Here is a 21,189-nt window from a genome sequence, read left to right as displayed (position 1 = left end):
CCTCTAATACATTGGAGGGTAAATATATTTACGTTTTATCTTCGAGTTCGTGAAGGAGCTCTTGGTAAAGCCTGGGTTCGACGTCTTCTTTTCTCAACCCAATCCTTCTTGAGATGTCCCATATCCGTTTTTTGGCATAGCTCACATCGTCGCTCATTACCTCGATGTCAAGAAAGGCCCCTAGCCTTTCCACTTCACTTAGTTCGAATGTCACGTCATTGAGCCGGTAAACTAAACGCCTTTTCCTGACCCAGATGTCCTCCTCGAAGCCGAGCCTCTTCAGTATCTCCCGCATCTTTTCGAAGTCCGAGATTTCCACCTCTATCTCATCGAACTCCTCGTTCTTTCCAGAATCTTCAATCCGTTTGTAAGTCAGAAAAGCGCGCCCCAAATTGACTATCCTCCTTATTCGGAGGAGCTCTGGAAGAGAAAGGGAAAAATATAGGTCCTCCTGAATTTCTTCCCCCACAAATACAGCGCCAAGAGACTCTATTGCCGCCTTGGTCTTATTGAATTCAACTCGGAACTTGATCTCTATCTCCATTTAGACCCCCACTAAGAAGCCAACAATCTCCTTGCCCTTGGTGAAGCTATCTATTGGAAACACTTCAACCTTCTTGAGAGTTGGGAGTGCCCTTATGGTTTCATCTACAAAGCGATTGAGCTTTTCGCGGTTCTCTTCACCTATTAGGGCTATAATCCCGGCCTTTCCACTCCTTGCAACAGCCAAGACATTGGGGAACATGGAAAGAGTTTTCATTAGGTACAGGATGTACCTCTCGAGGAAGTCCTCTATGATCGGGGTTTCGGCCTGTATGTAAACTATGGCAAGGCTCTTGGGCTGGAGCCTCTCGCCAAGAACTATGGTATATTTATCAATGACGTTCTGCTCTTGGAGCTTTTTAATTCTAAAATGAACTGTAGATTCGGGCCTACCAAGCCTCCCGGCTATTTCTGATATTGTTAATCTTGCGTCCTCTTTCAGGAGGCGAAGTATTGCCCTATCGAGGTCATCAAGCTGAATCATACTAACTCCCCCATCGAGGGTATACCTCGTTTTCGAGTCCAAGAACATCTAAGATTTTTCCAATTATAAAGTTTATCATTTCGTCCAAAGTTTTGGGTTTTGTGTAAAATCCTGGAGAAGCTGGCATCACAATAGCGCCAGCTTGAGTCACCTTCACCATATTTTGGATATGTATCAAGTTTAGTGGCGTCTCCCTGATAAGTAGTATAAGTTTTCTGCGTTCTTTTAAAGCAACGTCCGAGGCCCTGGTTATTAAGTTATCGGCGTAGCCATTGGCTATAGCAGAGAGAGTCTTCATCGAGCATGGGGCAATTACCATGGCGTCGAACCTATGGGAACCGGAGGCGATTGGGGCGAAAAGGTTGTCCTCGGTGTAGTCGGGCTTGAAGTCAATGCCAAGTTCGTGCTTTATGACAACCAGGCCGGTTTTGGAAGCAACCGTCACAACCTCGTGCCCCATATCACGTAAAACCTCAATCAATCTCACACCATAGATTACTCCACTCGCCCCTGTTATTGCAACCACTATTCTCATGTTTCACACCAAATGCCCTATGGCACGCTTAGTTTTAACGTTTTCTGAGGACGGTAGGTTTTTATACATCCCGAAGTTAGTTTATTAACGGCTGGTTGACATGACCAAGAGGATCCCAGAGATAATGATAAGGAGCGCGATTACGGTTGTGAAAGAACTGGGTGGAAAGGCATTAGTTGTTTTAGAGGATGTTGATCCAAACACGATCCCGGATATAGACGTTACGGTTGTGATACTAAGCTCTTCCTTCGATGTGGAGAACGACAGGATCAAACGAGTCTCCATTCCTCAGAACCTCGATATAAATAACATCCTCAACCTTATCTCTGCTTTTCTCCTCGAGCACGATATAGTCAAGGAAGGGGATTCTTTCATTTACGTCACCAGTGAGCTGATTGGAGTCAAAACGGTCAAGAAGAACCTCTCCGCGATGCGCGGGTTCTTTGCCCAGAACCAGAACGTCCTCCAGCGGCTCCTCGAGATAGCCATTGAGCTGAGCATCGAGGGACGAGAGGGTACTCCAGTCGGGACGCTCTTCGTCATCGGCGACACGAGGAACGTGCTCAAGCACTCCCACCAGATGATACCCAACCCCTTTAAGGGCCACAAGATAAACGTCCTCGACAGAGACAGTAAGGAAATCATTAAGGAGTTTGCCCAGCTTGACGGGGCCTTCGTCATAAGCAACACGGGCAGAATCATTGCGGGTGGGAGGTATATAGAGGTTGATCCCAAGGCGATTGATCTAATGCTCCCACCCGGACTGGGAAGCAGGCACATAGCGGCCGCAGGGATAACCAAACTCACAAAGGCAGTCTCCATAAGTCTCTCCGAGAGCGGCACGATAAGAATCTTCAAGAACGGTCTGATGCTCCTTGAGTACAACCCAAGAATTAGGTACTGAAGGAAATTGCTGGCGCAAATTTTCATCAAAAGTTTTTGACTTTTAACGGACTAAATTTGGGGCTGCATTATACTATGAGGGGGCTTGTTTACAGTGGATTTCCTCTTCAATCGGCAGTTTAACTTGAGTTCTTCTCTTTCGACGCCCTTCAGGCGTCTAAAAACGTTGAACTTGCGTTTTAAGGCTCCAAATATCATAGGATTCACATTTCAATCTGTTATCTTACGGAGGTTCCATTCTTTTCGCGAGCCTTCAAAGCGTGCCCTAAGGCTCAAAAAGAGAAGAGACTCAGAAAAGCCACTGGTTTTCGATACACTCATCACAGGGCGGCTTTTCGCCGGCTATGGCCTTGAACTTGGTGTAGATGCACTCGACCAGTCCTAGCGGGCAGCGCTCTGGCGTAACACCCGGCCTGACCTTGGTTGGGTCAAGCTTTATTTTGATATACGCTTCGTATTCCTCGACCTTCTTCCATGGAAGTACCTTCGCGCCGTAGATGACGAGGTTGTCGTATATCTTGGCGTAGTCGCCGACGACGGCATTCTCCTTTAGGAGGACGTTCTTGCCAACGACGACGCCTTCTCCGAGTATGGACTCCTTTATCTCGGCCCTCTCCTTGACGATGTCGCTGCCTATCAGGATGGCCCTCTTGAGGTATGCCTTGTCCTCAATGATGCTGTTCGGGCCGATGTAGGTGTAGGCCTTTATCTTGACGCCGTGGCCTATCTTGACCCCCTCATCGATGTAGACAGGCCCCTGGATCTCAACGTCCTCTGGAACCTCTGCACCCTCTCTTATGGTATAGTAGCCATTCTGCTTCGTTATCTCGTCCATTGCTATCTGGTGGGCGTAGAAGATATCGTCTGACGTTCCGAGGTCGATCCAGTAGTACTCACGGGATATCTGGTGGGCGTAAACCTCTCCCTGGGCGACAAACTTTGGAAGGATTTCTCTCTCAAAGTAGACCTCCTTGTTCTTTGGAATGGTCTCGAGAACCTTCTTGTTCACCATGTATATTCCGGCATCGACAAGGTTAGTCTTTGGCCTCTTGGGCTTCTCTTCAAAGTGAACGATCTTGCCCTCCTCGTCAACCTCGACGACACCGTACTTCTCTGGGTCATAGACTTTAGTAACTGCAACGGTGATAAGGCCATCTTTTTCTTTGTGAGCCTCTATAAGCTCCTCAAAGTTGAAGTTGGTGAAGATGTCACCGTAGATGACGAGGAAATCCTCGCTCACGTAGTCCTCAACGTTCTTGAGTGCTCCGCCAGTTTCCAGTGGCATAGGGTCGTTGACGAAGCGAATGGTCTTAGGATAGTCGCTCATCTTCTCGTGGATGAACTCCCTTATCTCTCCCCTCATGTAATGAACCGATAAGATAATCTCATCGATTTTGGGTATTTTTTCCAGACTCTCCAGAAGGTACTGAAGGTTGGGCTTGCCGAGAACTGGCACCATTGGTTTTGGTCTGGTCGATGAAAGTGGCCTGAGCCTCGTTCCAAAACCGCCAGCAAGAATAACGGCTTTCATGGTATCACCGTTTAACACTCGGACGGAAAACTTATATATTTTACGGCTGTTAAATATGCCCCACGGTGAACGAGAAGGATGTGATGTTCATTTTTGTTCTTTGAGTTTGAACTCGGTGATGGTGTAGACTTCCCCTTTGAATCGGAAGCAAGAGCCAGGGCAGATACTTTTAAGCGGACACGTTTCACAGGTAGAGCTTCCGAGTTCGACCTTCTCCACGTAGCCCAAGCTCTCCAGGACCTTCAGCGCTCCCTCAACTCCTTCCCGTGGAAGGGAGAGCTCCTCGGCGATTTCTTCTATGCCTTTACCGTTCCTTATCAGCTCAAGGATGCGCTCCAGCATGGTTTCACCTCAAAAACCCAGGACAATGCCGATGTGCCAGACAACTATCCCAACAAATGAGGCAAGGGCTATCATGTAGAACACCGTAAAGGCGGCCCACTTCCAGCTGCTCTCGGCCCTTATCGCGCCGATGGTGGCTATGCACGGAACGTAGAGAGTCGTTACGAGGGCGAGCACGTAGGCCTGAAGGGGCCTCATGATGCCGACTATCGCTTCCTCGCTTCCGTAGATTATCCCGTAGGTGGATATAACGTTCTCCTTGGCGATTATCCCAAATAGCAGGCTGACAGCGGCTTTCCAGTCCAGGCCCATCAGTCTTGTATATGGCTCGAAAAACCTGCCGAGTCTTTCTGCGTAGCTACCTCCGGTTCCGATCGGTGCGGGGTAGGTGCTCAAGTACCAGATGGCTATTGAACCGAGGAGTATTATCGTCCCGGCCTTCTTGATAAACTCCTTACTCCTTTCCCAGGAGTGGAGCAGGAGGGTTTTCCAGGAGGGGACGAGGTACTCGGGCAGCTCTATTATGAAGGGACTCTCCTCCCCTTTTATCACAAACCTGCTGATGACCCAGGCCATCAAGAGCGCGAGGAGTATGGAGGTGGCGTATATGCTTACCGCCACGAGGGCCTGACGCTCCGCGAAGAAGGCCCCGGCTAGGAAACTTATAACGCTCAGCCTAGCACTGCACGGGATGAGCGGATTGACGAGCATGGTCAGCAGTCTGTCCCTTTCGTCGTCTAGGGTTCTCGTGGCCATCACCGCAGGAACGTTGCAGCCAAAGGCAAGGACGAGGGGTATGAAGCTTTTCCCGGAAAGCCCGAACTTGCGCATAATCCTCTCCATAACCACCGCAGCCCTCGCCATGTAGCCGATGTCCTCGAGCAAGGACATGGCAAGGAACAGGAGGAACACCAGCGGGAAGAAGCTAAGCACCGAGCCAACTCCTGCTATCACTCCATCGACCAGAAGGGCGCGTAGGGTTTCGTTCGCTATGTGGGGCGCGAGCCACACGCCAAAGCTCGAGAAGGACTCCTCGAGCAGTCCCTGGAGGGGCATTCCAAAGGCAAACACGAACTTGAACATTAGATAGAATACTCCAAAGAGGGCAATGAGGCCATAAATCGGATGAGTCAAAACCCGGTCGAGCTGGTCGCTGAAGGTCTCACTCTGCTCATGGGAGTACCTGACGAAGTTATGCATCAGACCGTCGATGAACTCGTACTTCTGACTGGCGATGATCAGATCCATTGCACGCTTGTAGCGCTCTTCGACCTCGCTTATATGGGTCATTATCTCGTCAAGCTTTTCACTGCCAAGGTGCCTCAGAACGAGCTTTATTACCTCCTCATCCCTCTGCAGGAGTTTGATGGCAAGCCAGCGGAGGTTGTACTTCTCTGCCAGGGAAGTCCCGCTGAGAACCTCGGTTATGTGCCGGATCTCCCTCTCAACCTCTGGATCGTAGGTTGGAACAACAGGCTTGGCCTCCAGCTCTCCGTTCGCCATTCGGTATATCTTTCCCTTGAGTTCCTCGATGCCGATGCCCTCCTTAGCACTGAGGAAAACCACCGGAACTCCAAGGACTTCCTCCATCTTTTTGACGTTTATCTCAATGCCTCTCTTTTCCGCGAGGTCTATCTTGTTGATGGCTACGATAACGTTGTCAAGGCCTATCTCAAGTATTTCCATGGTAAGAAAGAGGTTCCTCATGAGGGCGGTTGCATCGAGGACGTGGACTACAACATCCGCACTCCTCTTGAGCAAAAAATCTCTCGCGACAAGTTCATCGACGGAATGGGCAGTCAGGGAGTACGTTCCAGGCAGATCTACTACTAAAAATCTCTGCCCACGGTATTCAAGGATTCCTTCCTTTTTCTCGACGGTCACGCCGGGCCAGTTGCCGACGTGCTGCCGCATTCCAGTCAGTGAATTGAAAATCGTGGTCTTTCCGACGTTTGGGTTTCCGGCCAAGGCAACAATCTTCATCATGGCAGACACCTTAGAGCTTTCTTACCATGACCTTGCTCGCCAGTCCCCTGCCTATTGCGAACCTTGACCCTCCAACGGAGAATATTATTGGCCCCATCGAGTGTGATTCGATGACCTGAACCATCGCCCCGGGACTAAGCCCCATGGAAACCAACCTCTGCCTCGCGTAGTGCCCACCTGCTATGTTCACCACGATTCCCTTTTCTCCCGGCCCCAGGGCGCTTAAAGGTACAATCATGTGCATCACCGTTAGGTTATCCTAATTCTGTTCTGAATACATAGAGAACCTTAAAAAGCTTTGGTGAGCCTAACAAAGCCTAATGGTTCGAAATCAGAAAATCTCAGGTTCCAACGTAGGCACACTCGAAATCTGCAGGTTAAAACTTATATTAAAATTCTGGAACTTGGAAAGATATTTAAAGGATGAGAGAAAATATAACTAATTGAACTCTGGAGGTGTGTTATTTATGGAGGAGATCTCCCCCGAAGAACCCAAGAAGAAAACTTCCCTCGGCATAGACGAGAACATCGAGGCTCTGTTGGCCTATGTACTTATGTGGCTCACCGGTATAATCTTTATAGTACTCGAAAAGAAAAGCGATTTCGTCCGTTTCCACGCTATGCAGTCAACGATTACATTCCTCGGGATCAACATTATTCAGATAGTTCTGTGGATGATAAGTGTGATCCTTGGAGCAGTCTTCGGCCCACTTGCGGCTCTCATTGGGATCTTTATCATGCTCGTGAACCTTGTGGGTCTGATTTTCTGGGTACTCGGAATGATCAAGGCCTACCAGGGCGAGTACTACAAGTTTCCAATCTTTGGCGACCTCGCCGAGAAGTGGGTCGGTAAAGTGAATGTCTGAGGCTTAGGTTTTTAAGCCCCCTATTATATTTTTTCCCATGATTGGGCACGTTGTGGAAGGCATAGTGAACTTCTCCGATAGAAACGGACTTTACGAAAAGAGGATTCTCCTCATGTTTTCCGGCGGGAAAGATAGCAGTCTAGCCCTTTACCTGCTCAAGGAAGCCGGCTTGGAAGTGTCGGCTTTAACCTTCCTCCACCGCTGGAGCTGGAGGGAAACGCTGAACTGGGCGATGAAGTTTACCAGGAAACTCGGGGTCGAGCATTATCTCGTTGATGTTACTAAGGGCCTTCTCAGGGAGGCTGCTGGAAGGAAGGGGCCGATATGCATCAACTGCAAGAAAGTCATGCTCTGGAACGCCAAGTGGTTTGCCCTCAACAACGGCTTCGACATCTTAGCCAAGGGCGACAACGCCAATGACAAAATCATCGGTGCCCTCCTCGACCAGTGTAAATCTGACATACGGCTTTGCAACATTCCAAAGATAGGCGTTCCCTTCTTCAGACCTCTGATTAAATACACCGCCGAGGAAGTTGAAGCCCTTGCGGAAGAGGCTGGTATAAGGCCCTACCGCATGTACGAGCACGCTAGGAGGAGGCAGTGGCGCGAAGGCTGTCCTTTGCAGTACATAGATCGTGGGGAGATTGTAACGCCCGAACTCATTGATTTAGCTTACAGGGCGAACTACGAGATAAGCAAGCTCGCGAGGAGGAAGAAAGTTCGTATGAGCGTCCGCGTCCCGAGCTTTGAGATAATGTGTTGGGACTGTGATGAGGAAACGCTGAGGGAAGCTCAGGAGCTCGTGGAGACCTTCGGGGAGGAGGGAAGATGAAACTCCCGCTCGGCAAGCTTCGCAACGACCTCCTGAGGGAGGTGGTCTTTCCCAATCTCGGCATCGAAGACCCCGGGATAGGTTACGGGCCGAGGGAGGGGTTCGACTCGGCCGTCCTCGAATACGACCACGAGCACTACTTAATCGTCGCTACAGACCCGGCACTTGGTGTGCCTGAAGAAACCTTCGGATTCTTCACCTACCACTTTGCGGCGAGTGACGTTGCTGTTTTTGGTGCCAGACCCAGGTGGCTGATAGTTGATCTGCTCTTTCCGCCAAGAACCGAAAGAAGTTTCCTTGAAAACGTCATGAGAAGTCTAAACACCGAGTGCCACAAGTATGGAAGCTCCATAATTGGTGGCCACACAGGGGTCTACCCCTCTATAACTGAGCCCACCGCTACAACGACCGCTATGGGTGTGGTAAGGAAAGACGAACTAAAGCTCCCGCTGGCGGAGCCAGGCGATAAAATAATCGTCACCGCCAAGATCGGCCTTGAGTTTGCCGTTTCTGCCGCATATTTCTTGGAGGAGGGGCTGAGAAAGTTCATGACCTTCAAAGAGATTGAGAGGCTTAAGAGGCTTTTCGCATTTGAGACCACCCTTCCTGATGCCCTAATTGCCAAGCCTTTCGTCAGGGGCATGCACGACGCGACGGAGGGCGCCTAACGGCCCTCCACGAGATAGCCGAGAACTCGGGGGTTGGGTTCAGGGTCTACGCAGATAGGCTCTACCTCGACCCGCTCGTCAGAAGGGTTCTCGACTTCTATGGCCTTGAACCCTGGAACGTCTCTTCAACTGGGACTCTAATAGCGATAACGCCTCCAGATAAAGCCGATACTTTAATTGCAGAATTATATAAAAATGGAATTGTGTCATTCGAGCTCGGCGAGTTTACGGAGGAGAAAGGGAAGATTTTAGTGGAGGGGAATGACGAGAGACCCTTCCCAACCTTCGATGGCGACCCCTACGTGGAGCTTTACGGAAAGGGATAAACCCGTAGAAATCTCACTTCACCCTGAACCTCAGCAGGGCCACGAGACCGCCCAATGCCTTAAGCTTCTCACCGCCCTCGTGTTCCGAGCTGACGATAATGACTTCGCCGCGGGAGTACCTGACCGAATCCATGAGCTCTTCTATTTTTTCCCTCATCTCTCCCTTGAGCAGCTCGTCGAGGACCAAGAGGGTCTCGACAGCCCCGTAATTCACGGCCTCTTCTACCTCCCTGAGGCCGTAGGCTACTAAGCCGTTGTTCCTCGCTATGTTCTCCAGAACCTTCTCTACCAGCTGAACTTCCTTGGCAACGCGGTTCTCGTGGTAAACCCTGTCAACGGTTCCGCGCTTTATGACCTCGTATATGCCCGTCCTGCCCGTTACGCTTGTGTCCTCTATGACTACCTTCTTGGCCAGCCCTGGATAGTTTTCCCTGAGGAACTTGTAGAAGTCCTCCTTCACGAAGCCGGGACCCGCAACGATAGCTTTTTCTACCCTCTCCCTGCCCATTATCTCCTCCATCGTCTTCGCAACGTCATGGAAGAACCGCTTTTCTTCGGCCTCCCTGTCGGTGTTGTACCTCTTCCCGCCGAGGTTGTACCTTATGCTGCTTAGTATCTCGACGCCGTATTCTCTCACCAGCGCCATGTCAGCCTCTCCGTCGTCAATGACCACAATCATCACGCGAGCCCTCTTGGAAGCCTCGACGGCCTCGCGAAGGCGCCCGATGTGGTGCTCCCTCCAACGGGGCTTCCGAATTGTAACGACCGTCCCCTCTTCAATTGCTATGGTGTGGTACTTGCCGAGGGGAACGTCTTCCCTGCTAGCGTAGACTATCGGTCCAGTAACGCGCACCTGGTTGGCAAACTTGTGAAAGTTAATCTTCTCGGCTTTGACGCCGAGAAAGACAGGGATGACCTCGACTTTTTCTGCCCTGAGAGAGTCGGCACGCTGGCTCTGCTTCCTCAGGGTCTTCGCGTAGACTACATCTCCCTCATCGATGATGTGGTAGAGGTGCCAGAGGTCATCGAGGGTTTCTGCCTTAATCTTCACCTTGCCCTCCTTTGGGTCCTCGTGCAGTATTTGCATCTCCTCACCTCCCTAGAAGAATTTGCCTAGAAACTTTAAAAAGTTGTGAAAGAAGGAGTTAGATGAGCTCCCTCTCCGTCTTGGTGAGCCTCTTTGCCCCGTTCTCTGTTATCAGCACGGTGTCCTCTATACGGACCCCCCCGAACTTGGGGATGTAAATGCCTGGCTCGATGGTTATCACCATCCCGGGCTTGAGCTCGGTGTCGTCCTGCTGGCTGACGCGTGGCCACTCGTGGATTTCGAGGCCGACGCCGTGGCCCGTTGAGTGGATGAAATAGTCGCCGTAGCCATATTCTTCTATGACGCTTCTCGCAACACTATCCAGTCCTTTGGCAGTCATGCCCGGTTTTGCCGCTTCAACAGCCTTCTTCTGGGCCTCAAGAGTTATCTCATAGATTTCCCTCTGCTTCGGGTTCGGGTTTCCGACGACTATTGTCCTCGTTATATCTGAGTGGTAGTGTTTGTAGAGAGCCCCTTCGTCGATGACGACTAAATCCCCCTTTTCAATTCTCTTGTCGCTTGCGACACCGTGGGGGAGTGCCGAACGCCAGCCGCTGGCCACTATAGTGTCAAAGGCAGGCTTTTCTGCCCCGTTAATCTTCATAGCGTATTCCATCTTGGCGGCTATTTCCCTCTCGCGCTTGCCCTCGCTTATCTCCTCAACGGCCACCATCATAGCCATATCGGCTATTTTGCATGCGGCCTTGATGACATCTATTTCTTCCCTCGTCTTGATTATCCTCATCTCTCTGATAATCTCATCGATGGATTCGAAGTTCTTAACTCCCACCTTCTCCCGGAGCGAGTTGACGAAGCCGAAGCTGGCGCTCTCCTCGATTCCGAGGTTCTCAATTTTGAACGATTTGAGCTTGTCAAACAGCTCCATCGAGGTTTTGAACTTCTCCACTGGGACTTTGGAGGTCTCATTAGCTTCTTCATATTCCAGCTCCGGGACAAGAAAAACGCTCTCGTCTGGAGTGACGACTAGATACCCACCGAGGACGGGTGAGCTTCCCGTGAAGTAGAAGAGATTCTCTCTCCTCTTTATTAGAGCAGCATCAAGGCCTTTCTCAAAGATGTACTTCTGGAGCCTTTCGATTCTCATCGTAATCACCAAACCTGATGATGGGTTTTATGAATAAAATCCTTTCGGGAGGAAAAGGATTATAACTCAACCCGTGATACATCCAACTATGGTGGTTTACTTATTCGACTTCGATGGAACGCTTGTTGACAGCAGGCAGGCCGTCGAGAAGGCCCTGAGGATAGCCATCGAGAAGACGATTCCGGCTGTTATAGAGAGCGACCTTTATGATGACTATTATAAGGCGCTTTTTCTCTTCATCAAGGGCAAGCTCACCTACCAGTACCTCGGTGTCATCCACGAGCTCGTCGCTCAGGGAACGATACACGAGTACTATCAACTCATGCCCAAGTACATCAAAGACTTTCCATTTGCCCGCGACGTCGTGAGAACCCTTAGAGAGCGAGGAAGATACGTAATCTCCTTCTCCGGCGAACACACCTATCCAGGTGGGAAGGCCATTTTCATGAAGAAGACTAACTGGTACGATGAGTTCGACGAGGTCATAACCTTCAAGGGAACAAAGGACATGCTCCAAAAGTTTGAGACCCTCAGGGAGCTTTATCCAGATGAGCCTTTCGTCTGGGTTGACGACAGTCCGAGCCGGTTCACCTTCGTTACCGATGAGAACACCCTCCTCATCCAAAAGGCCTCACCCTACAAACAGGATGTTGCTCTTCTCTTCGAGAGGCAGAACTTCATTAAGATCAAGGGCCTCAGGGAGCTTCTTGACATAGATAAAAGCCTAACGGAGTTTCTGTAGTCTCCCTTCAAACGACGCTCCGGTCCACTCTCAGGATTCTTCCATGGGGGTAAAGTAAAACTTAAAAGACCCAGTTCTTGAATCATTCCGAGTGGAGGTGAGGGCGATGAAGAGGAAGGCCATCGTCCTTACCTACGCCGGAACCAAGGAGCACCAGGACAACTACCACATGATTCTCAAGCTCCTGGGGGTTGAGGGCAGGGAGCAGGCGGCCCAGCTCATCGGCAGGAAGGTCGTCTGGAAAACCCCAACCGGCAGGAAGATGTTCGGAAAGATTCTCAAGCCCCACGGCAACAAGGGAGAGGTCAAGGCCTACTTCAAGCCCGGCCTTCCCGGACAAGCCCTCGGCGACTACGTCGAAATCCTTTAAACGTTTCAACCTTTTCTTTCCTCGGTGAGAGAATGAAGCTGGTTGAAGTTCACGAAAGTCTCGTGGGGATTCTCGTTCCAAAGGCAGAGCGCATTTACGATGCCCCTGTCTTCTATAACCCCGTCATGGCGTTGAACAGGGACATAAGCGTTCTTGCTCTGAAGGTTCTTGGTTCAAAGCGCGTTCTCGATGCCCTTTCGGCAACGGGGATAAGGGGTATTCGATACGCCCTCGAAACGTCAGCTGAGGAGGTGTGGCTCAATGACATAAACCCCGACGCTTTTAGGCTGATAGTCGAGAATCTGAAGCTGAACTTTTCAGGGGAGCCTGAGTTCCGCGAGAAGAAAGTGGTTCTTAGAGGAGACAAGACCCTCGTGGCAATGAACGCAGATGCCAACAGGCTGATGAACGAGCAGTTTAGGTACTTCGACTTCGTTGACTTAGACCCCTTCGGCTCGCCGATGGAATTCCTTGATTCGGCCCTTAGAGCCGTGAAGAGGCGCGGCGTTTTGGCCATCACCGCGACCGACACCGGAGTCCTCTGCGGGGCATACAGGAACGCCTGCCTGCGCAAATACCTTGCAGAGCCCATAAGGGGTGAGCTCTGCCACGAGGCAGGTCTTAGGATCCTCACCGGGACCCTCGTCAGGTACGCGGCGAAGTATGACCTCGGCGTTGAAGTTCTGCTGGCTTATTACAGGGACCACTACTTCAGGACCTTCCTCAGGCTCAGGAGCGGTGCAAAGAAGGCCGACGAGAGTATGAAGCAGCTCGGCTATCTGTATCAGGAGCCGAGCGGGAGGTTTGACTATGAGAGGGCCTTTCTGCCGTCAAAAGTCAAAGCATACGGCCCGCTCTGGCTCGGTCCGTTGAAGAGCCAGGAGTTCGTTGAGGAGCTCTATAAGCTGAGCAGGGACTCCCCGCTCGGCAACGCGAAGAAAACCCCCGAGTTCCTGGGGCTACTCAGAGACGAGCTGGACATTCCGTTCCACTACGACACCCACGCTTTAACCAGAAGGCACGGCCTCGAGGTCAGGAAGCTGGCCGGAGTCATCGAGATACTCCGCGAGAAGGGCTACAAGGCAACGAGGACGCACTTCTCGCCGACGGCTCTTAAAACGGACGCACCCTTTGAGGAAGTGCTCGAGGCTTTGAGGGAGCTTCAGTGATTTCGTATTGACAGGAAGTCGAAATTCCTTAATCTTCCGATAGGCATTTTAACCTTTCTTCGGATTTCTTATGGGAGGTGGGCAGATGGACGAGATGCTCAAACTCGCTAGGGAGTTCTACAAGGACGAGTATGCAGATTCGGTGCTTTATGCCCAGCTGGCCAAAATGGAGAAGGATGAAGAAATCAAGAGAGAGTTTCTGAGGCTCTCCAATATAGAGTCGAAGCACGCCAAGTTCTGGCACGATTTCATAGTGATGCACGGTGGAGAAGTCCCGAAGCCGAGCATTAGGAGGCTCACCATCTGGAGCACCAAGCTCCTAAGGAAGCTCCTCGGTCCCGGTTCGAGTGCTTCCCTCCTTGAGATGGGCGAGAACAGCGCGATACAGAAGTACTTCAAGTATCTCACGACCTACGCCGACCGCTTTTCCGAGGAAGAAATGAGGAAGATACGGGAGGTCATCCTCGATGAGCTTGAGCACGAGAAGTTCTTCTACGAGAGCAAGCAGCGCTTCCACGTCGAGAACATCCGCGACCTCGTCTTGGGCATGAACGACGGCTTAGTTGAGATACTCGGTGCGGTCACTGGCCTTTCAGCTGTCTATCCTCACAATCCCCAGCTCGTTGGGATAAGCGGTCTCATCGTCGGCGTTGCTGGAGCTCTCTCGATGGCTATAGGTAGCTTCATCTCTGTCCGCTCCCAGAGGCAGGTGAACGAGAGCATCAGGGATAGAATGGAGGTTCTCTTCCGTGTTTCCCCTGAGAGGGCAAAGGAGGAACTCCTGGATAAGCTCATCGAAGGAGGAATGCCCGAAGAAGTCGCAATGGAGGTGGCTGAAGAACTCGCGAACAACAGCGACACCATAATGAAGCTCCTCATTCCAGAGGCCGATGAAAACGAAGTGAGGGCAGCACTATACACGGGCTTTGCCTACCTGCTCGGCGTCGCATTCCCGGTTACGCCTTACTTACTGGCTTCAAGCTCCCTAACGGCGCTGCCGTTCTCTATACTGTTCGCGGGCTCTGCTTTGGCCGTCGTCGCAACGCTGATCTCGCTCCTGTCGGGAATCTCAATAAGAAAGAAGGTCGCAGAGATGGTCGCGACTGGCCTCGGAGCCGCGTTCCTGAGCTACCTCTTCGGCCGTTTGATGGAGGCCCTCTTCAACGTCTCGGCGCTCTAAATGAAAATTACATTAATACCCAGGCCTTCTGCTATTTTTCCCTGCTTTTTATCGCTTGTGAGAAGTGTTCCGTACTTTCTTGCTTGAGATATGTAGAGACTATCGTAAACTGAGATTCTACATTCAACTGCTATCTCTCTCGCTTCTTTGAGGTAACCCTGAAATCTTTCGAAGGGAATTACATTTGGAAGCAGATCAATGGCCCTGAACATCTTTTCGGCAATCTCTTTATCTACCCATTCGTAGAGCACAAAATGTTTCCAGACGGCGTTAGTGACCTCCAAGAGTGCGTGGTCTACGGACACGGGCCCCATGGCAAGGTATTGCTCAAGGTGCTCCCAACCCTCCTCCTTGAGAATGTATTTGGCTATTGCAGAGGCATCAATTACTATCACGGTCATCCCTCACGTATTTGGCTGCGGTTCCTTTCTCTGTCCCGGGAACATCTTTAAGAAGTGTCCGAATCTCTTCAAGGGCTTTTTTTCGATTGTATTCTCGGATCTTTGATTCGATGAACTTTCTTATCTCCTCACTCCAGTTGATGTTTACCTCTTTCATCTTCGCCTTAAGCTCATCGGGGACGCGGACGCTGACGACTGCCATACAATCACCATTTACATCTTCGCAATACAAAGATATAAACATTTTGTCATACCTTCACACGCTTCCACTTTCCGCGCTTGAACACCCACCAGAAGAGGGCAGCTGTAGTGAATGTCTCGAGGCTCATGGCTATCCATGCCGCTATAACGCCGAGACCTTCAAAAGTGAATCCCGGGAATGTCCATTGGCCAAGTGTAAAGCCCGGAATAGTGAAGCCAAAACCGAGCAGATATGCGGGGACTATCCTGAAGAGCAGCTTGCTCACCGCGGTTATGTACATCGGGCTCTTGGTGTCTCCCGCTCCCCTCAAAGCCCCGCCAATGACGAAGAGCCAGCCGAGGGGTATCTCACTTATGCCGACAATTATCAGGTAAATCGCCGCGAGCCTGAGAACCTCTCCGTAATTCGGGTCGCTGGGGCTGATAAAGGGCATGACAAGGTAGCGCGGGAAGGCCATAAGGATCACCGCCATGGTGGCCATGAAGAGGCTGACCATCTTGATGGCCTCGTAAACGGTCTTTTCGGCTTTATCGGGCCTTCCCTCGCCGAGGCTCTGACCAACTAAAGCAGCCGTTGCCACGTTGAAGCCAAAGGCTGGCATGTATGCTATGCTCTCCACCCTAATGCCGACCTGGTGTGCGGCCAAAGCTATGGTCCCGAAGCGCGTCACTATGCTCATGTAGAGGAAGTTGTAGAAGCTGAACAGCCCGCGCTCGACCATCGTTGGAATACCTATGCGCAATACCCTCCTGGCCATGCTGGTGTGGAAAGACCAGCTTGGCTTGAAGTGAAGCACAAGCCTGCCGCTGCTGAGGAGGTAAAGGCCTATCAGGAAGGAAGTCGTTATACCAATTCCAGAGCCCCACGCCGCTCCAACTGGGCCGAGCTTTGGAAAGCCGAACTTTCCGAAGATTAGCAGGTAGTCGAAAACCGCGTTGACAATGTTCATGAGTATGCCCAGCTTCATTGGCGTTTTTGTGTCTCCGGCCCCCCTGAGGGCGGAAAAGGCTGTGAATCCGACGAACCTTATTGGATAGAAGGCAAAGAGCACCTTTATGTACTCGTAGCCGAGCTCAATGACGTTATCGCTGGCACCCATGATCCTAAGGATGTCATCGCCGAAGAACCAGCCGAAGAGCATCACTGGAATTCCAAGGAGAAAAGACAGGTAAAGACTCTGCTCTAAAGCTAAAGTTGCGTTCTCTTCGTCCTTGGCGCCGACGAACCTTGCAACGAGGGCGAGGGTTCCCGTAGCAACTGCCGCCATTATCGGCATCATAAACCAGCTGACCTGACCGCCGAGACCAACCGCGGCCAGGGCTAGCGCACCGAGCTGGCCAACCATCACCATATCAACTAAGTTAAGGAGGGTCTGGGATATGTTGCCCATGATGGCCGGCCAGGCAAGCTTCCACAGCCTTTGCTGATCCTCGTTGAAGTGCAGCATTAAGACGCCCCTCTAAACGGTGAGATGAGAGTGGAGCTTAAAAGGGTTGTGGTGGCTGTCCAACATAACGGGTCAAACACGCCACGAAAAGGGCCAAAAAAGAACAAACAAAGAGAAAAGGTTCAGAGGAGGTTCCTCTTCTTCTTCCACTTGTGGGACCAGCGGTACCTCCTCATGCGCCTGCTCCTGCCGAAGCCGCACGAAGCACAGTAGCCCTTCCTTATGTTGTATGACCTCTTGCCGCACCTGCGACACTTTATGTGAGTTGGAGTGTGGTTCCTCCTGCCCTTTGGTGCAGTCCCGCTTCCCATAGTATCACCCCACCAACTCTCGGCTCACTAAAGTTCACTCAACACCAACATCAACAGGGGAAATCGCCAGGACATTGTCTCCCCTGATAACGATTTTACCGTACTTCTTAACGACCTCGCCGTCCTGAATCATCTCGGCACCGGCGAGGACGATGTTCAGGTGAATGTCGTAACCGATGAGCTTGCCCCTGAACTCGAACCCCTTCTTCAGGATGACGAGCACATCCTTGTCGAGGGACCTGTGGATAACGTCGAGTGGTCTTTCCGCCATTTTCACACACCTCCCAAATAATTAAAGTTCATAGCGATAACGAGGTATTCGGTTTATAACTCTTTCCCCTTGCCCATCTTAACAATTAGACGAACGACCGCCCAAAAGGTTTTTATGAAAATCCCTTACTTGACTTTCAGGTGGTGAGCATGGCCGATAAGTACGAGATTCTTCAGGACCTCATGAGGAGGAGAGGCTTCGCTTGGGGCAGCTTTGAAATTTACGGTGGTGCGAGAGGTTTTTATGATTATGGTCCACTCGGTGCGACTATCAAGAAGAAGATAGAGCAGAAGATAAGGGAGGCCTTCCAGAGGGAGGGATTCTTCGAGCTCGAAACACCCGACATAACCCCAGAAAAGGTTTTCATAGCAAGCGGCCACGTGGAAAAGTTCGTTGACCCACTCGTAGAGTGTAAAAAGTGCGGCGCGCGCTTCAGGGCCGACCACCTAGTTGAAGATGCTTTAGACATAGACACCGAGGGGATGAGTGCCGACAATTTGACCCAGCTTATAAGGAATCACGATATAAAATGCCCCGAGTGCGGCGGCGAGCTTTCTGATGTGTGGTACTTCAACCTCATGTTCGAGACGAAGATAGGCCCCTACGGCGACCAGAAGGGTTACCTGAGGCCAGAAACGGCTCAGGGCATCTTCGTGAACTTCAGACGCTTAAACTCTTTCGCAAGGAACAAGCTTCCCTTCGGTGTGTTCCAGATTGGGAAGGCCTACCGTAATGAGATCTCACCCAGGCAGGGAATGCTCCGCCTGAGGGAGTTCACGCAGGCCGAGGCGGAGATATTCTTCAACCCGAAGGAGACTGAACATCCACACTTCGACGAGGTCAAGGATGAGGTGCTAAGGCTCTATCCGATAGAGAACCAGCTCAAAAACCTCGGCGAGATTGAGATAACCGCAGAAGAGGCTGTAAAGAGGGGCTACATCATGAACACCTTCTTCGCCTACTATATGGCCATGGTCAAGCGCGTTCTCCTCGACATAGGAATTCCCGAGAGTGCCATACGCTTCCGCCAGCAGTTGCCCGAGGAAAGGGCCCACTACTCTAGCGACACATGGGATGTGGAAATACACAGCGAACGCTTCGGCTGGGTGGAGTGCGTCGGCGTGGCCTACCGTGGGGATTATGACCTCAGCAAGCACATGAAGATGAGCGGGGCAGATTTAACCGTCCTCATCCACTACGACGAGCCGAAGATAGTCAAACGCCTGATTGTCAGCCTCAACATGAAGCGCGTTGGACCGAAGCTCAAGGGCGACGCCAAGAGGATAAACGAGAAGCTCAAGGCGATGAGCCAGGAGGAGCTCGAAAAGATAGTCAAGAGCCTCAACGAGACTGGCAAAGCCATCATAGACGGCTACGAGCTTGAGAAGGACGACTTCATAATCAAAGAAGTTGAGGAGAAGATAACGGGCGAGAAGATATTGCCCCACGTCCTTGAGCCGAGCTTTGGAATAGACAGGCCCTTCTACCTGCTCCTTGAGAACAGCCTCGTCATCGAAGAGGACAGAACATACCTGAAGCTCAAGAAGGACATGGCGCCTATAGAAGTCGCAGTTCTGCCGCTCGTTGCGAAGGAACCGCTGAAAAGCATAGCCTATGATGTGTTCAGAAAGCTCCAGAAGGCGGGCTTCATAGCGGTGTACGACGAGAAGGACACGATAGGAAGGCGCTACATTAGGTACGATGAGATTGGAACGCCCTACTGCGTCACGATAGACAACCAGACGCCGGAGGATGGCACGGTAACGATTAGGGACCGCGACACGAGGGAGCAGATGAGGGTAAAGATAGAGGAGCTTCCAGAGAAGCTGAGGGAGCTGATTTTCGGAAAGTGAGCTCTTCCTTTTCTCAATCTCTTTTGGTGTCTCTCATGAAAATCCACCTCCTCTACTGCCGTGTCCCGAACCACGTCCTGGAGCTCCCAGATATTTGTGGCGCACTCAGCTCAGAAGACGGAGAAGCTAAAAAACACCGGTATATTGAGTGGTTCAACAAGTATGTGGGAGAGAAGTATAAAGGATGCTTAACTGGGGAGGATTGTTATTATTTTAGGTGCTCATTTGTACATCAGGGCACCTCTCAGCATCCCAAAAGCAGCTATTCAAGGGTTCTTTTTGTTGAACTAACGGCTACGTCAAATATTTTCCATTGCAACATTTTAAATGATGCTTTGAACATTGATGTCCAGATATTTGTGATGGACATCCTTGAAGATGTAGAGAAGTGGTTAGACGAAGTAAAGGATACCGAGGTATTCAAAAAGAACTACGCGCGATTTATGAAACGCTATCCTGATGGACTATCACCATACATTATTGGAGTTCCATTTATTAGTTGACTGGAGGGTTCAACATGAGCGCAAAGTTCATCAGGGAAACCAAGGACGGCGTTGTAATCCTGCTTTACGTCCAGCCGAAGGCGAAGAAGAACGAGATTGAAGGTGTTGATGAGTGGCGCGGAAGGCTGAAGGTGAAAATCAAAGCTCCACCAGTGGAGGGAAAGGCGAATAAAGAGGCAGTCAAGTTCTTCTCCAAGCTGCTTGGGGCCGAGGTCGAAATAATTCGGGGCGAAACTTCTCGTGAGAAAGACCTCCTGGTTAAGGGTCTTTCCAGCAAAGAAGCCCTTAAAAAACTTGGACTCTAACGTCCAAGTCTGTTCTCTGCTCTTTTTCTCGTATCAGTGACGAACACCTTTTTTCGGAGCAACGCTTAAATCCATGAACATTCCTTCACGCTTCGGTGATGGTAATGAAGAAGCTGACACTTGCCGAGGCGAGTGCCATACTCATAGGGACTCAAATAGGGGCGGGCGTTCTGGGCCTGCCGTACGCGCTTAAGGATGTCGGCTTTGCGGGGATAGCGATTATCGCAGCGGTTGGCGTTCTTACGCTTCTCACGGCTCTCCTCGTGCTTGAGATGGCAGTCCAGAGGGGAGGAACGCTCACCTCACTTGCGCGCGAGACGCTCGGAAAAGCGGGCGGCTGGCTCATGCTCGCGAGCATGTCCGTTCTCAGCTACGGAGCGCTGATAGCATATATATCTGGGAGCGGCGACATTCTCTCGTCCCTGTTCGGGATCAACAAAACCATCTGTGCCGTTGCCTTTTGGCTGGTTATGAGTGCCATTGTACTGATGGGCCTCAAGGCATCTGGAGAGGCCGAGCTGATGCTCAACTTCCTTCTGCTCGGTGCTTTGGCCCTGGCCGTTATCCTGATGCTTCCAAAAGTCAACGTCGAGAACATGGCAACAGTCGATGTCTCAGCGGCTGTTGCGGGGATAGGCGTTGCCATCTTCGCCTACGTCAGCCACATGGTTGTGCCCGAGATGTACAAGGGACTAGGCAGTGCTGAGGAGACCAAGAAAGCCGTCCTCGTAGGCTACCTAGTGCCTATGGCCTTCTACGCTCTCTTCGTCCTCGCCTTTGTTGGTGCGCTCGGCGGGAACACCCCACAGCTGGCCACATCGGCTCTCGAAGACTACTACGGAAGTCTCGGTAAAGTGCTCGGTCTTATCCTCCCGCTTGCGGCGATAAGCACGAGCTACATAGGGATAGGCTTTGCCCAGATGGACAACCTTCGCGAGGCGTTTAAGCTTGACAAGAGAAGCGCGTGGCTCTTGACGGTGGTTCCACCACTACTGATATACTTCGCTGGGCTTAAGAGCTTCGTCAGTGCCCTCTGGCTCGCTGGAACCTTCGGCGGCCTCCTTTACGCTGGAATCCTGCCCGTGGGTATGTATCTTAAAACGGGAAAGGTTTACCCACCGAAGTGTGTGAGGATTCCACACGGCGTTGCCTACTTTACCGGAGCGATTTTCTTCTTGGTTTTCCTATACTCCGTGGCGTCGCTGGTCTGAGCTTTCTTTATTTCAA

General features: G+C 51.2%; 25 protein-coding genes and 1 pseudogene. 12 read left to right on the top strand and 14 right to left on the bottom strand.

Annotated features, from left to right (window positions below; genetic code table 11):
• Positions 1-28: 28 nt before the first annotated feature.
• Genes cyaB through A7C91_RS09335 form a run of 3 tightly spaced genes read right to left on the bottom strand, consistent with a single transcriptional unit; the run spans position 29 to position 1,562 of the window.
• A complete protein-coding gene (gene cyaB / locus A7C91_RS09345; protein WP_068666923.1) occupies positions 29-544 on the bottom strand; it encodes a class IV adenylate cyclase in 516 nt (171 codons plus the stop codon).
• The gene (locus tag A7C91_RS09340; protein WP_068666921.1) at positions 545-1,027 is read right to left on the bottom strand and encodes an Lrp/AsnC family transcriptional regulator; all 483 of its coding nucleotides are present in this window, start codon (positions 1,025-1,027) and stop codon (positions 545-547) included.
• Position 1,028: 1 nt separating this feature from the next.
• Positions 1,029-1,562, bottom strand: a complete 534-nt coding sequence (locus A7C91_RS09335) for a UbiX family flavin prenyltransferase (protein ID WP_068666919.1) — start codon at positions 1,560-1,562, stop codon at positions 1,029-1,031.
• 100 nt (positions 1,563-1,662) lie between these two features.
• Here A7C91_RS09335 and A7C91_RS09330 point away from each other — a divergent pair, with 100 nt between their 5' ends.
• Entirely contained in the window at positions 1,663-2,466 is an 804-nt protein-coding gene (locus A7C91_RS09330) for a DNA integrity scanning protein DisA nucleotide-binding domain protein (protein WP_068666917.1), read from the top strand.
• A gap of 288 nt (positions 2,467-2,754) precedes the next feature.
• On the opposite strand, the gene A7C91_RS09325 is transcribed toward A7C91_RS09330, so the two are convergent.
• The 4 genes from A7C91_RS09325 to A7C91_RS09310 all read right to left on the bottom strand — a co-directional run bounded on the left by A7C91_RS09325 (position 2,755) and on the right by A7C91_RS09310 (position 6,562).
• Entirely contained in the window at positions 2,755-3,996 is a 1,242-nt protein-coding gene (locus tag A7C91_RS09325) for a nucleotidyltransferase family protein (RefSeq protein ID WP_068666915.1), read from the bottom strand.
• Between the two features lie 87 nt (positions 3,997-4,083).
• Positions 4,084-4,338, bottom strand: coding sequence for a helix-turn-helix domain-containing protein (locus A7C91_RS09320; protein ID WP_068666913.1), 255 nt, complete (start codon positions 4,336-4,338; stop codon positions 4,084-4,086).
• Positions 4,339-4,347: 9 nt separating this feature from the next.
• Positions 4,348-6,324: a ferrous iron transport protein B gene (gene feoB / locus A7C91_RS09315; protein ID WP_068666911.1), complete on the bottom strand. Its 1,977-nt coding sequence runs from the start codon at positions 6,322-6,324 to the stop codon at positions 4,348-4,350.
• Between the two features lie 10 nt (positions 6,325-6,334).
• Positions 6,335-6,562 (bottom strand): FeoA family protein, encoded by a 228-nt coding sequence (locus A7C91_RS09310; RefSeq protein ID WP_068666909.1) that lies wholly within the window; start codon positions 6,560-6,562, stop codon positions 6,335-6,337.
• 229 nt (positions 6,563-6,791) lie between these two features.
• On the opposite strand from A7C91_RS09310, the gene A7C91_RS09305 reads away from it, so the two are divergent.
• The 3 genes and pseudogenes from A7C91_RS09305 (at position 6,792) to A7C91_RS09295 (ending at position 9,016) form a co-directional block, all read left to right on the top strand.
• Positions 6,792-7,190, top strand: coding sequence for a DUF4870 domain-containing protein (locus A7C91_RS09305; RefSeq protein ID WP_068666907.1), 399 nt, complete (start codon positions 6,792-6,794; stop codon positions 7,188-7,190).
• A gap of 37 nt (positions 7,191-7,227) precedes the next feature.
• On the top strand, positions 7,228-8,022 hold the full coding sequence (locus A7C91_RS09300) for a DUF7411 family protein (RefSeq protein WP_068666905.1): 795 nt from the start codon (positions 7,228-7,230) through the stop codon (positions 8,020-8,022).
• Positions 8,019-9,016, top strand: a pseudogene (locus tag A7C91_RS09295) (AIR synthase family protein). The gene A7C91_RS09300 and the pseudogene A7C91_RS09295 overlap by 4 nt, the downstream one beginning before the upstream one ends.
• A gap of 13 nt (positions 9,017-9,029) precedes the next feature.
• Here A7C91_RS09295 and A7C91_RS09290 read toward each other — a convergent pair.
• Together A7C91_RS09290 and pepQ are read right to left on the bottom strand one after the other, a co-directional pair.
• The gene (locus tag A7C91_RS09290) at positions 9,030-10,103 is read right to left on the bottom strand and encodes an mRNA surveillance protein pelota (protein ID WP_068666903.1); all 1,074 of its coding nucleotides are present in this window, start codon (positions 10,101-10,103) and stop codon (positions 9,030-9,032) included.
• Positions 10,104-10,161: 58 nt separating this feature from the next.
• Positions 10,162-11,214: a Xaa-Pro dipeptidase PepQ gene (gene pepQ / locus A7C91_RS09285; protein ID WP_199920136.1), complete on the bottom strand. Its 1,053-nt coding sequence runs from the start codon at positions 11,212-11,214 to the stop codon at positions 10,162-10,164.
• A gap of 82 nt (positions 11,215-11,296) precedes the next feature.
• On the opposite strand from pepQ, the gene A7C91_RS09280 reads away from it, so the two are divergent.
• The 4 genes from A7C91_RS09280 (at position 11,297) to A7C91_RS09265 (ending at position 14,669) form a co-directional block, all read left to right on the top strand.
• Positions 11,297-11,950 carry an HAD hydrolase-like protein gene (locus A7C91_RS09280; RefSeq protein WP_068666899.1) on the top strand — a complete coding sequence of 218 codons (654 nt, stop codon included), beginning with the start codon at positions 11,297-11,299 and terminating at the stop codon, positions 11,948-11,950.
• Positions 11,951-12,056: 106 nt separating this feature from the next.
• Entirely contained in the window at positions 12,057-12,320 is a 264-nt protein-coding gene (locus tag A7C91_RS09275) for a 50S ribosomal protein L35ae (protein ID WP_068666897.1), read from the top strand.
• Between the two features lie 32 nt (positions 12,321-12,352).
• Complete coding sequence (locus A7C91_RS09270; protein WP_068666895.1) at positions 12,353-13,489, top strand: tRNA (guanine(10)-N(2))-dimethyltransferase; 1,137 nt, start codon at positions 12,353-12,355, stop codon at positions 13,487-13,489.
• 85 nt (positions 13,490-13,574) lie between these two features.
• Positions 13,575-14,669: a VIT1/CCC1 transporter family protein gene (locus tag A7C91_RS09265; RefSeq protein ID WP_068666893.1), complete on the top strand. Its 1,095-nt coding sequence runs from the start codon at positions 13,575-13,577 to the stop codon at positions 14,667-14,669.
• On the opposite strand, the gene A7C91_RS09260 is transcribed toward A7C91_RS09265, so the two are convergent.
• From A7C91_RS09260 to A7C91_RS09240, 5 genes are all read right to left on the bottom strand, one after another.
• Positions 14,666-15,070, bottom strand: a complete 405-nt coding sequence (locus A7C91_RS09260) for a type II toxin-antitoxin system VapC family toxin (protein WP_234394365.1) — start codon at positions 15,068-15,070, stop codon at positions 14,666-14,668. The genes A7C91_RS09265 and A7C91_RS09260 overlap by 4 nt on opposite strands.
• A complete protein-coding gene (gene vapB / locus A7C91_RS09255; RefSeq protein WP_068666891.1) occupies positions 15,051-15,272 on the bottom strand; it encodes a type II toxin-antitoxin system VapB family antitoxin in 222 nt (73 codons plus the stop codon). The genes A7C91_RS09260 and vapB overlap by 20 nt, the downstream gene beginning before the upstream one ends.
• Before the next feature lie 46 nt (positions 15,273-15,318).
• Positions 15,319-16,719 (bottom strand): MATE family efflux transporter, encoded by a 1,401-nt coding sequence (locus tag A7C91_RS09250; RefSeq protein ID WP_068666889.1) that lies wholly within the window; start codon positions 16,717-16,719, stop codon positions 15,319-15,321.
• A 122-nt stretch (positions 16,720-16,841) separates the two neighbouring features.
• On the bottom strand, positions 16,842-17,030 hold the full coding sequence (locus tag A7C91_RS09245; protein ID WP_068666887.1) for a 50S ribosomal protein L37e: 189 nt from the start codon (positions 17,028-17,030) through the stop codon (positions 16,842-16,844).
• 34 nt (positions 17,031-17,064) lie between these two features.
• Complete coding sequence (locus tag A7C91_RS09240; protein WP_012571603.1) at positions 17,065-17,301, bottom strand: LSm family protein; 237 nt, start codon at positions 17,299-17,301, stop codon at positions 17,065-17,067.
• Positions 17,302-17,450: 149 nt separating this feature from the next.
• On the opposite strand from A7C91_RS09240, the gene glyS reads away from it, so the two are divergent.
• The 4 genes from glyS to A7C91_RS09220 all read left to right on the top strand — a co-directional run bounded on the left by glyS (position 17,451) and on the right by A7C91_RS09220 (position 21,173).
• The gene (glyS, locus tag A7C91_RS09235) at positions 17,451-19,154 is read left to right on the top strand and encodes a glycine--tRNA ligase (protein WP_068666885.1); all 1,704 of its coding nucleotides are present in this window, start codon (positions 17,451-17,453) and stop codon (positions 19,152-19,154) included.
• Positions 19,155-19,189: 35 nt separating this feature from the next.
• Positions 19,190-19,657 carry a hypothetical protein gene (locus A7C91_RS09230; RefSeq protein WP_068666883.1) on the top strand — a complete coding sequence of 156 codons (468 nt, stop codon included), beginning with the start codon at positions 19,190-19,192 and terminating at the stop codon, positions 19,655-19,657.
• Positions 19,658-19,671: 14 nt separating this feature from the next.
• Positions 19,672-19,962 carry a DUF167 domain-containing protein gene (locus A7C91_RS09225; RefSeq protein WP_068666881.1) on the top strand — a complete coding sequence of 97 codons (291 nt, stop codon included), beginning with the start codon at positions 19,672-19,674 and terminating at the stop codon, positions 19,960-19,962.
• 98 nt (positions 19,963-20,060) lie between these two features.
• A complete protein-coding gene (locus A7C91_RS09220; RefSeq protein ID WP_234394498.1) occupies positions 20,061-21,173 on the top strand; it encodes an aromatic amino acid transport family protein in 1,113 nt (370 codons plus the stop codon).
• The last annotated feature ends 16 nt before the right edge of the window (positions 21,174-21,189 follow it).

This window comes from Thermococcus piezophilus (genome assembly GCF_001647085.1).
Taxonomy (GTDB): Archaea; Methanobacteriota_B; Thermococci; order Thermococcales; family Thermococcaceae; genus Thermococcus; species Thermococcus piezophilus.
Note: the sequence above shows the minus strand (reverse complement) of the source record. Positions and strands in the feature narration are given on the sequence as shown.

Coding starts and splice junctions, on each gene's coding strand:
- feoB (WP_068666911.1), bottom strand. CDS start 6,324: ATGATGAAGATTGTTGCCTTGGCCGGAAACCCAAACGTCGGAAAGACC.
- A7C91_RS09275 (WP_068666897.1), top strand. CDS start 12,057: ATGAAGAGGAAGGCCATCGTCCTTACCTACGCCGGAACCAAGGAGCAC.
- A7C91_RS09220 (WP_234394498.1), top strand. CDS start 20,061: ATGGTAATGAAGAAGCTGACACTTGCCGAGGCGAGTGCCATACTCATA.
- A7C91_RS09320 (WP_068666913.1), bottom strand. CDS start 4,338: ATGCTGGAGCGCATCCTTGAGCTGATAAGGAACGGTAAAGGCATAGAA.
- cyaB (WP_068666923.1), bottom strand. CDS start 544: ATGGAGATAGAGATCAAGTTCCGAGTTGAATTCAATAAGACCAAGGCG.
- A7C91_RS09230 (WP_068666883.1), top strand. CDS start 19,190: ATGAAAATCCACCTCCTCTACTGCCGTGTCCCGAACCACGTCCTGGAG.
- A7C91_RS09330 (WP_068666917.1), top strand. CDS start 1,663: ATGACCAAGAGGATCCCAGAGATAATGATAAGGAGCGCGATTACGGTT.
- A7C91_RS09225 (WP_068666881.1), top strand. CDS start 19,672: ATGAGCGCAAAGTTCATCAGGGAAACCAAGGACGGCGTTGTAATCCTG.
- A7C91_RS09310 (WP_068666909.1), bottom strand. CDS start 6,562: ATGATTGTACCTTTAAGCGCCCTGGGGCCGGGAGAAAAGGGAATCGTG.
- A7C91_RS09260 (WP_234394365.1), bottom strand. CDS start 15,070: ATGACCGTGATAGTAATTGATGCCTCTGCAATAGCCAAATACATTCTC.
- A7C91_RS09325 (WP_068666915.1), bottom strand. CDS start 3,996: ATGAAAGCCGTTATTCTTGCTGGCGGTTTTGGAACGAGGCTCAGGCCA.
- A7C91_RS09270 (WP_068666895.1), top strand. CDS start 12,353: ATGAAGCTGGTTGAAGTTCACGAAAGTCTCGTGGGGATTCTCGTTCCA.
- A7C91_RS09290 (WP_068666903.1), bottom strand. CDS start 10,103: ATGCAAATACTGCACGAGGACCCAAAGGAGGGCAAGGTGAAGATTAAG.
- A7C91_RS09250 (WP_068666889.1), bottom strand. CDS start 16,719: ATGCTGCACTTCAACGAGGATCAGCAAAGGCTGTGGAAGCTTGCCTGG.
- A7C91_RS09265 (WP_068666893.1), top strand. CDS start 13,575: ATGGACGAGATGCTCAAACTCGCTAGGGAGTTCTACAAGGACGAGTAT.
- A7C91_RS09340 (WP_068666921.1), bottom strand. CDS start 1,027: ATGATTCAGCTTGATGACCTCGATAGGGCAATACTTCGCCTCCTGAAA.
- A7C91_RS09240 (WP_012571603.1), bottom strand. CDS start 17,301: ATGGCGGAAAGACCACTCGACGTTATCCACAGGTCCCTCGACAAGGAT.
- glyS (WP_068666885.1), top strand. CDS start 17,451: ATGGCCGATAAGTACGAGATTCTTCAGGACCTCATGAGGAGGAGAGGC.
- A7C91_RS09335 (WP_068666919.1), bottom strand. CDS start 1,562: ATGAGAATAGTGGTTGCAATAACAGGGGCGAGTGGAGTAATCTATGGT.
- vapB (WP_068666891.1), bottom strand. CDS start 15,272: ATGGCAGTCGTCAGCGTCCGCGTCCCCGATGAGCTTAAGGCGAAGATG.
- A7C91_RS09245 (WP_068666887.1), bottom strand. CDS start 17,030: ATGGGAAGCGGGACTGCACCAAAGGGCAGGAGGAACCACACTCCAACT.
- A7C91_RS09305 (WP_068666907.1), top strand. CDS start 6,792: ATGGAGGAGATCTCCCCCGAAGAACCCAAGAAGAAAACTTCCCTCGGC.
- A7C91_RS09280 (WP_068666899.1), top strand. CDS start 11,297: ATGGTGGTTTACTTATTCGACTTCGATGGAACGCTTGTTGACAGCAGG.
- A7C91_RS09300 (WP_068666905.1), top strand. CDS start 7,228: ATGATTGGGCACGTTGTGGAAGGCATAGTGAACTTCTCCGATAGAAAC.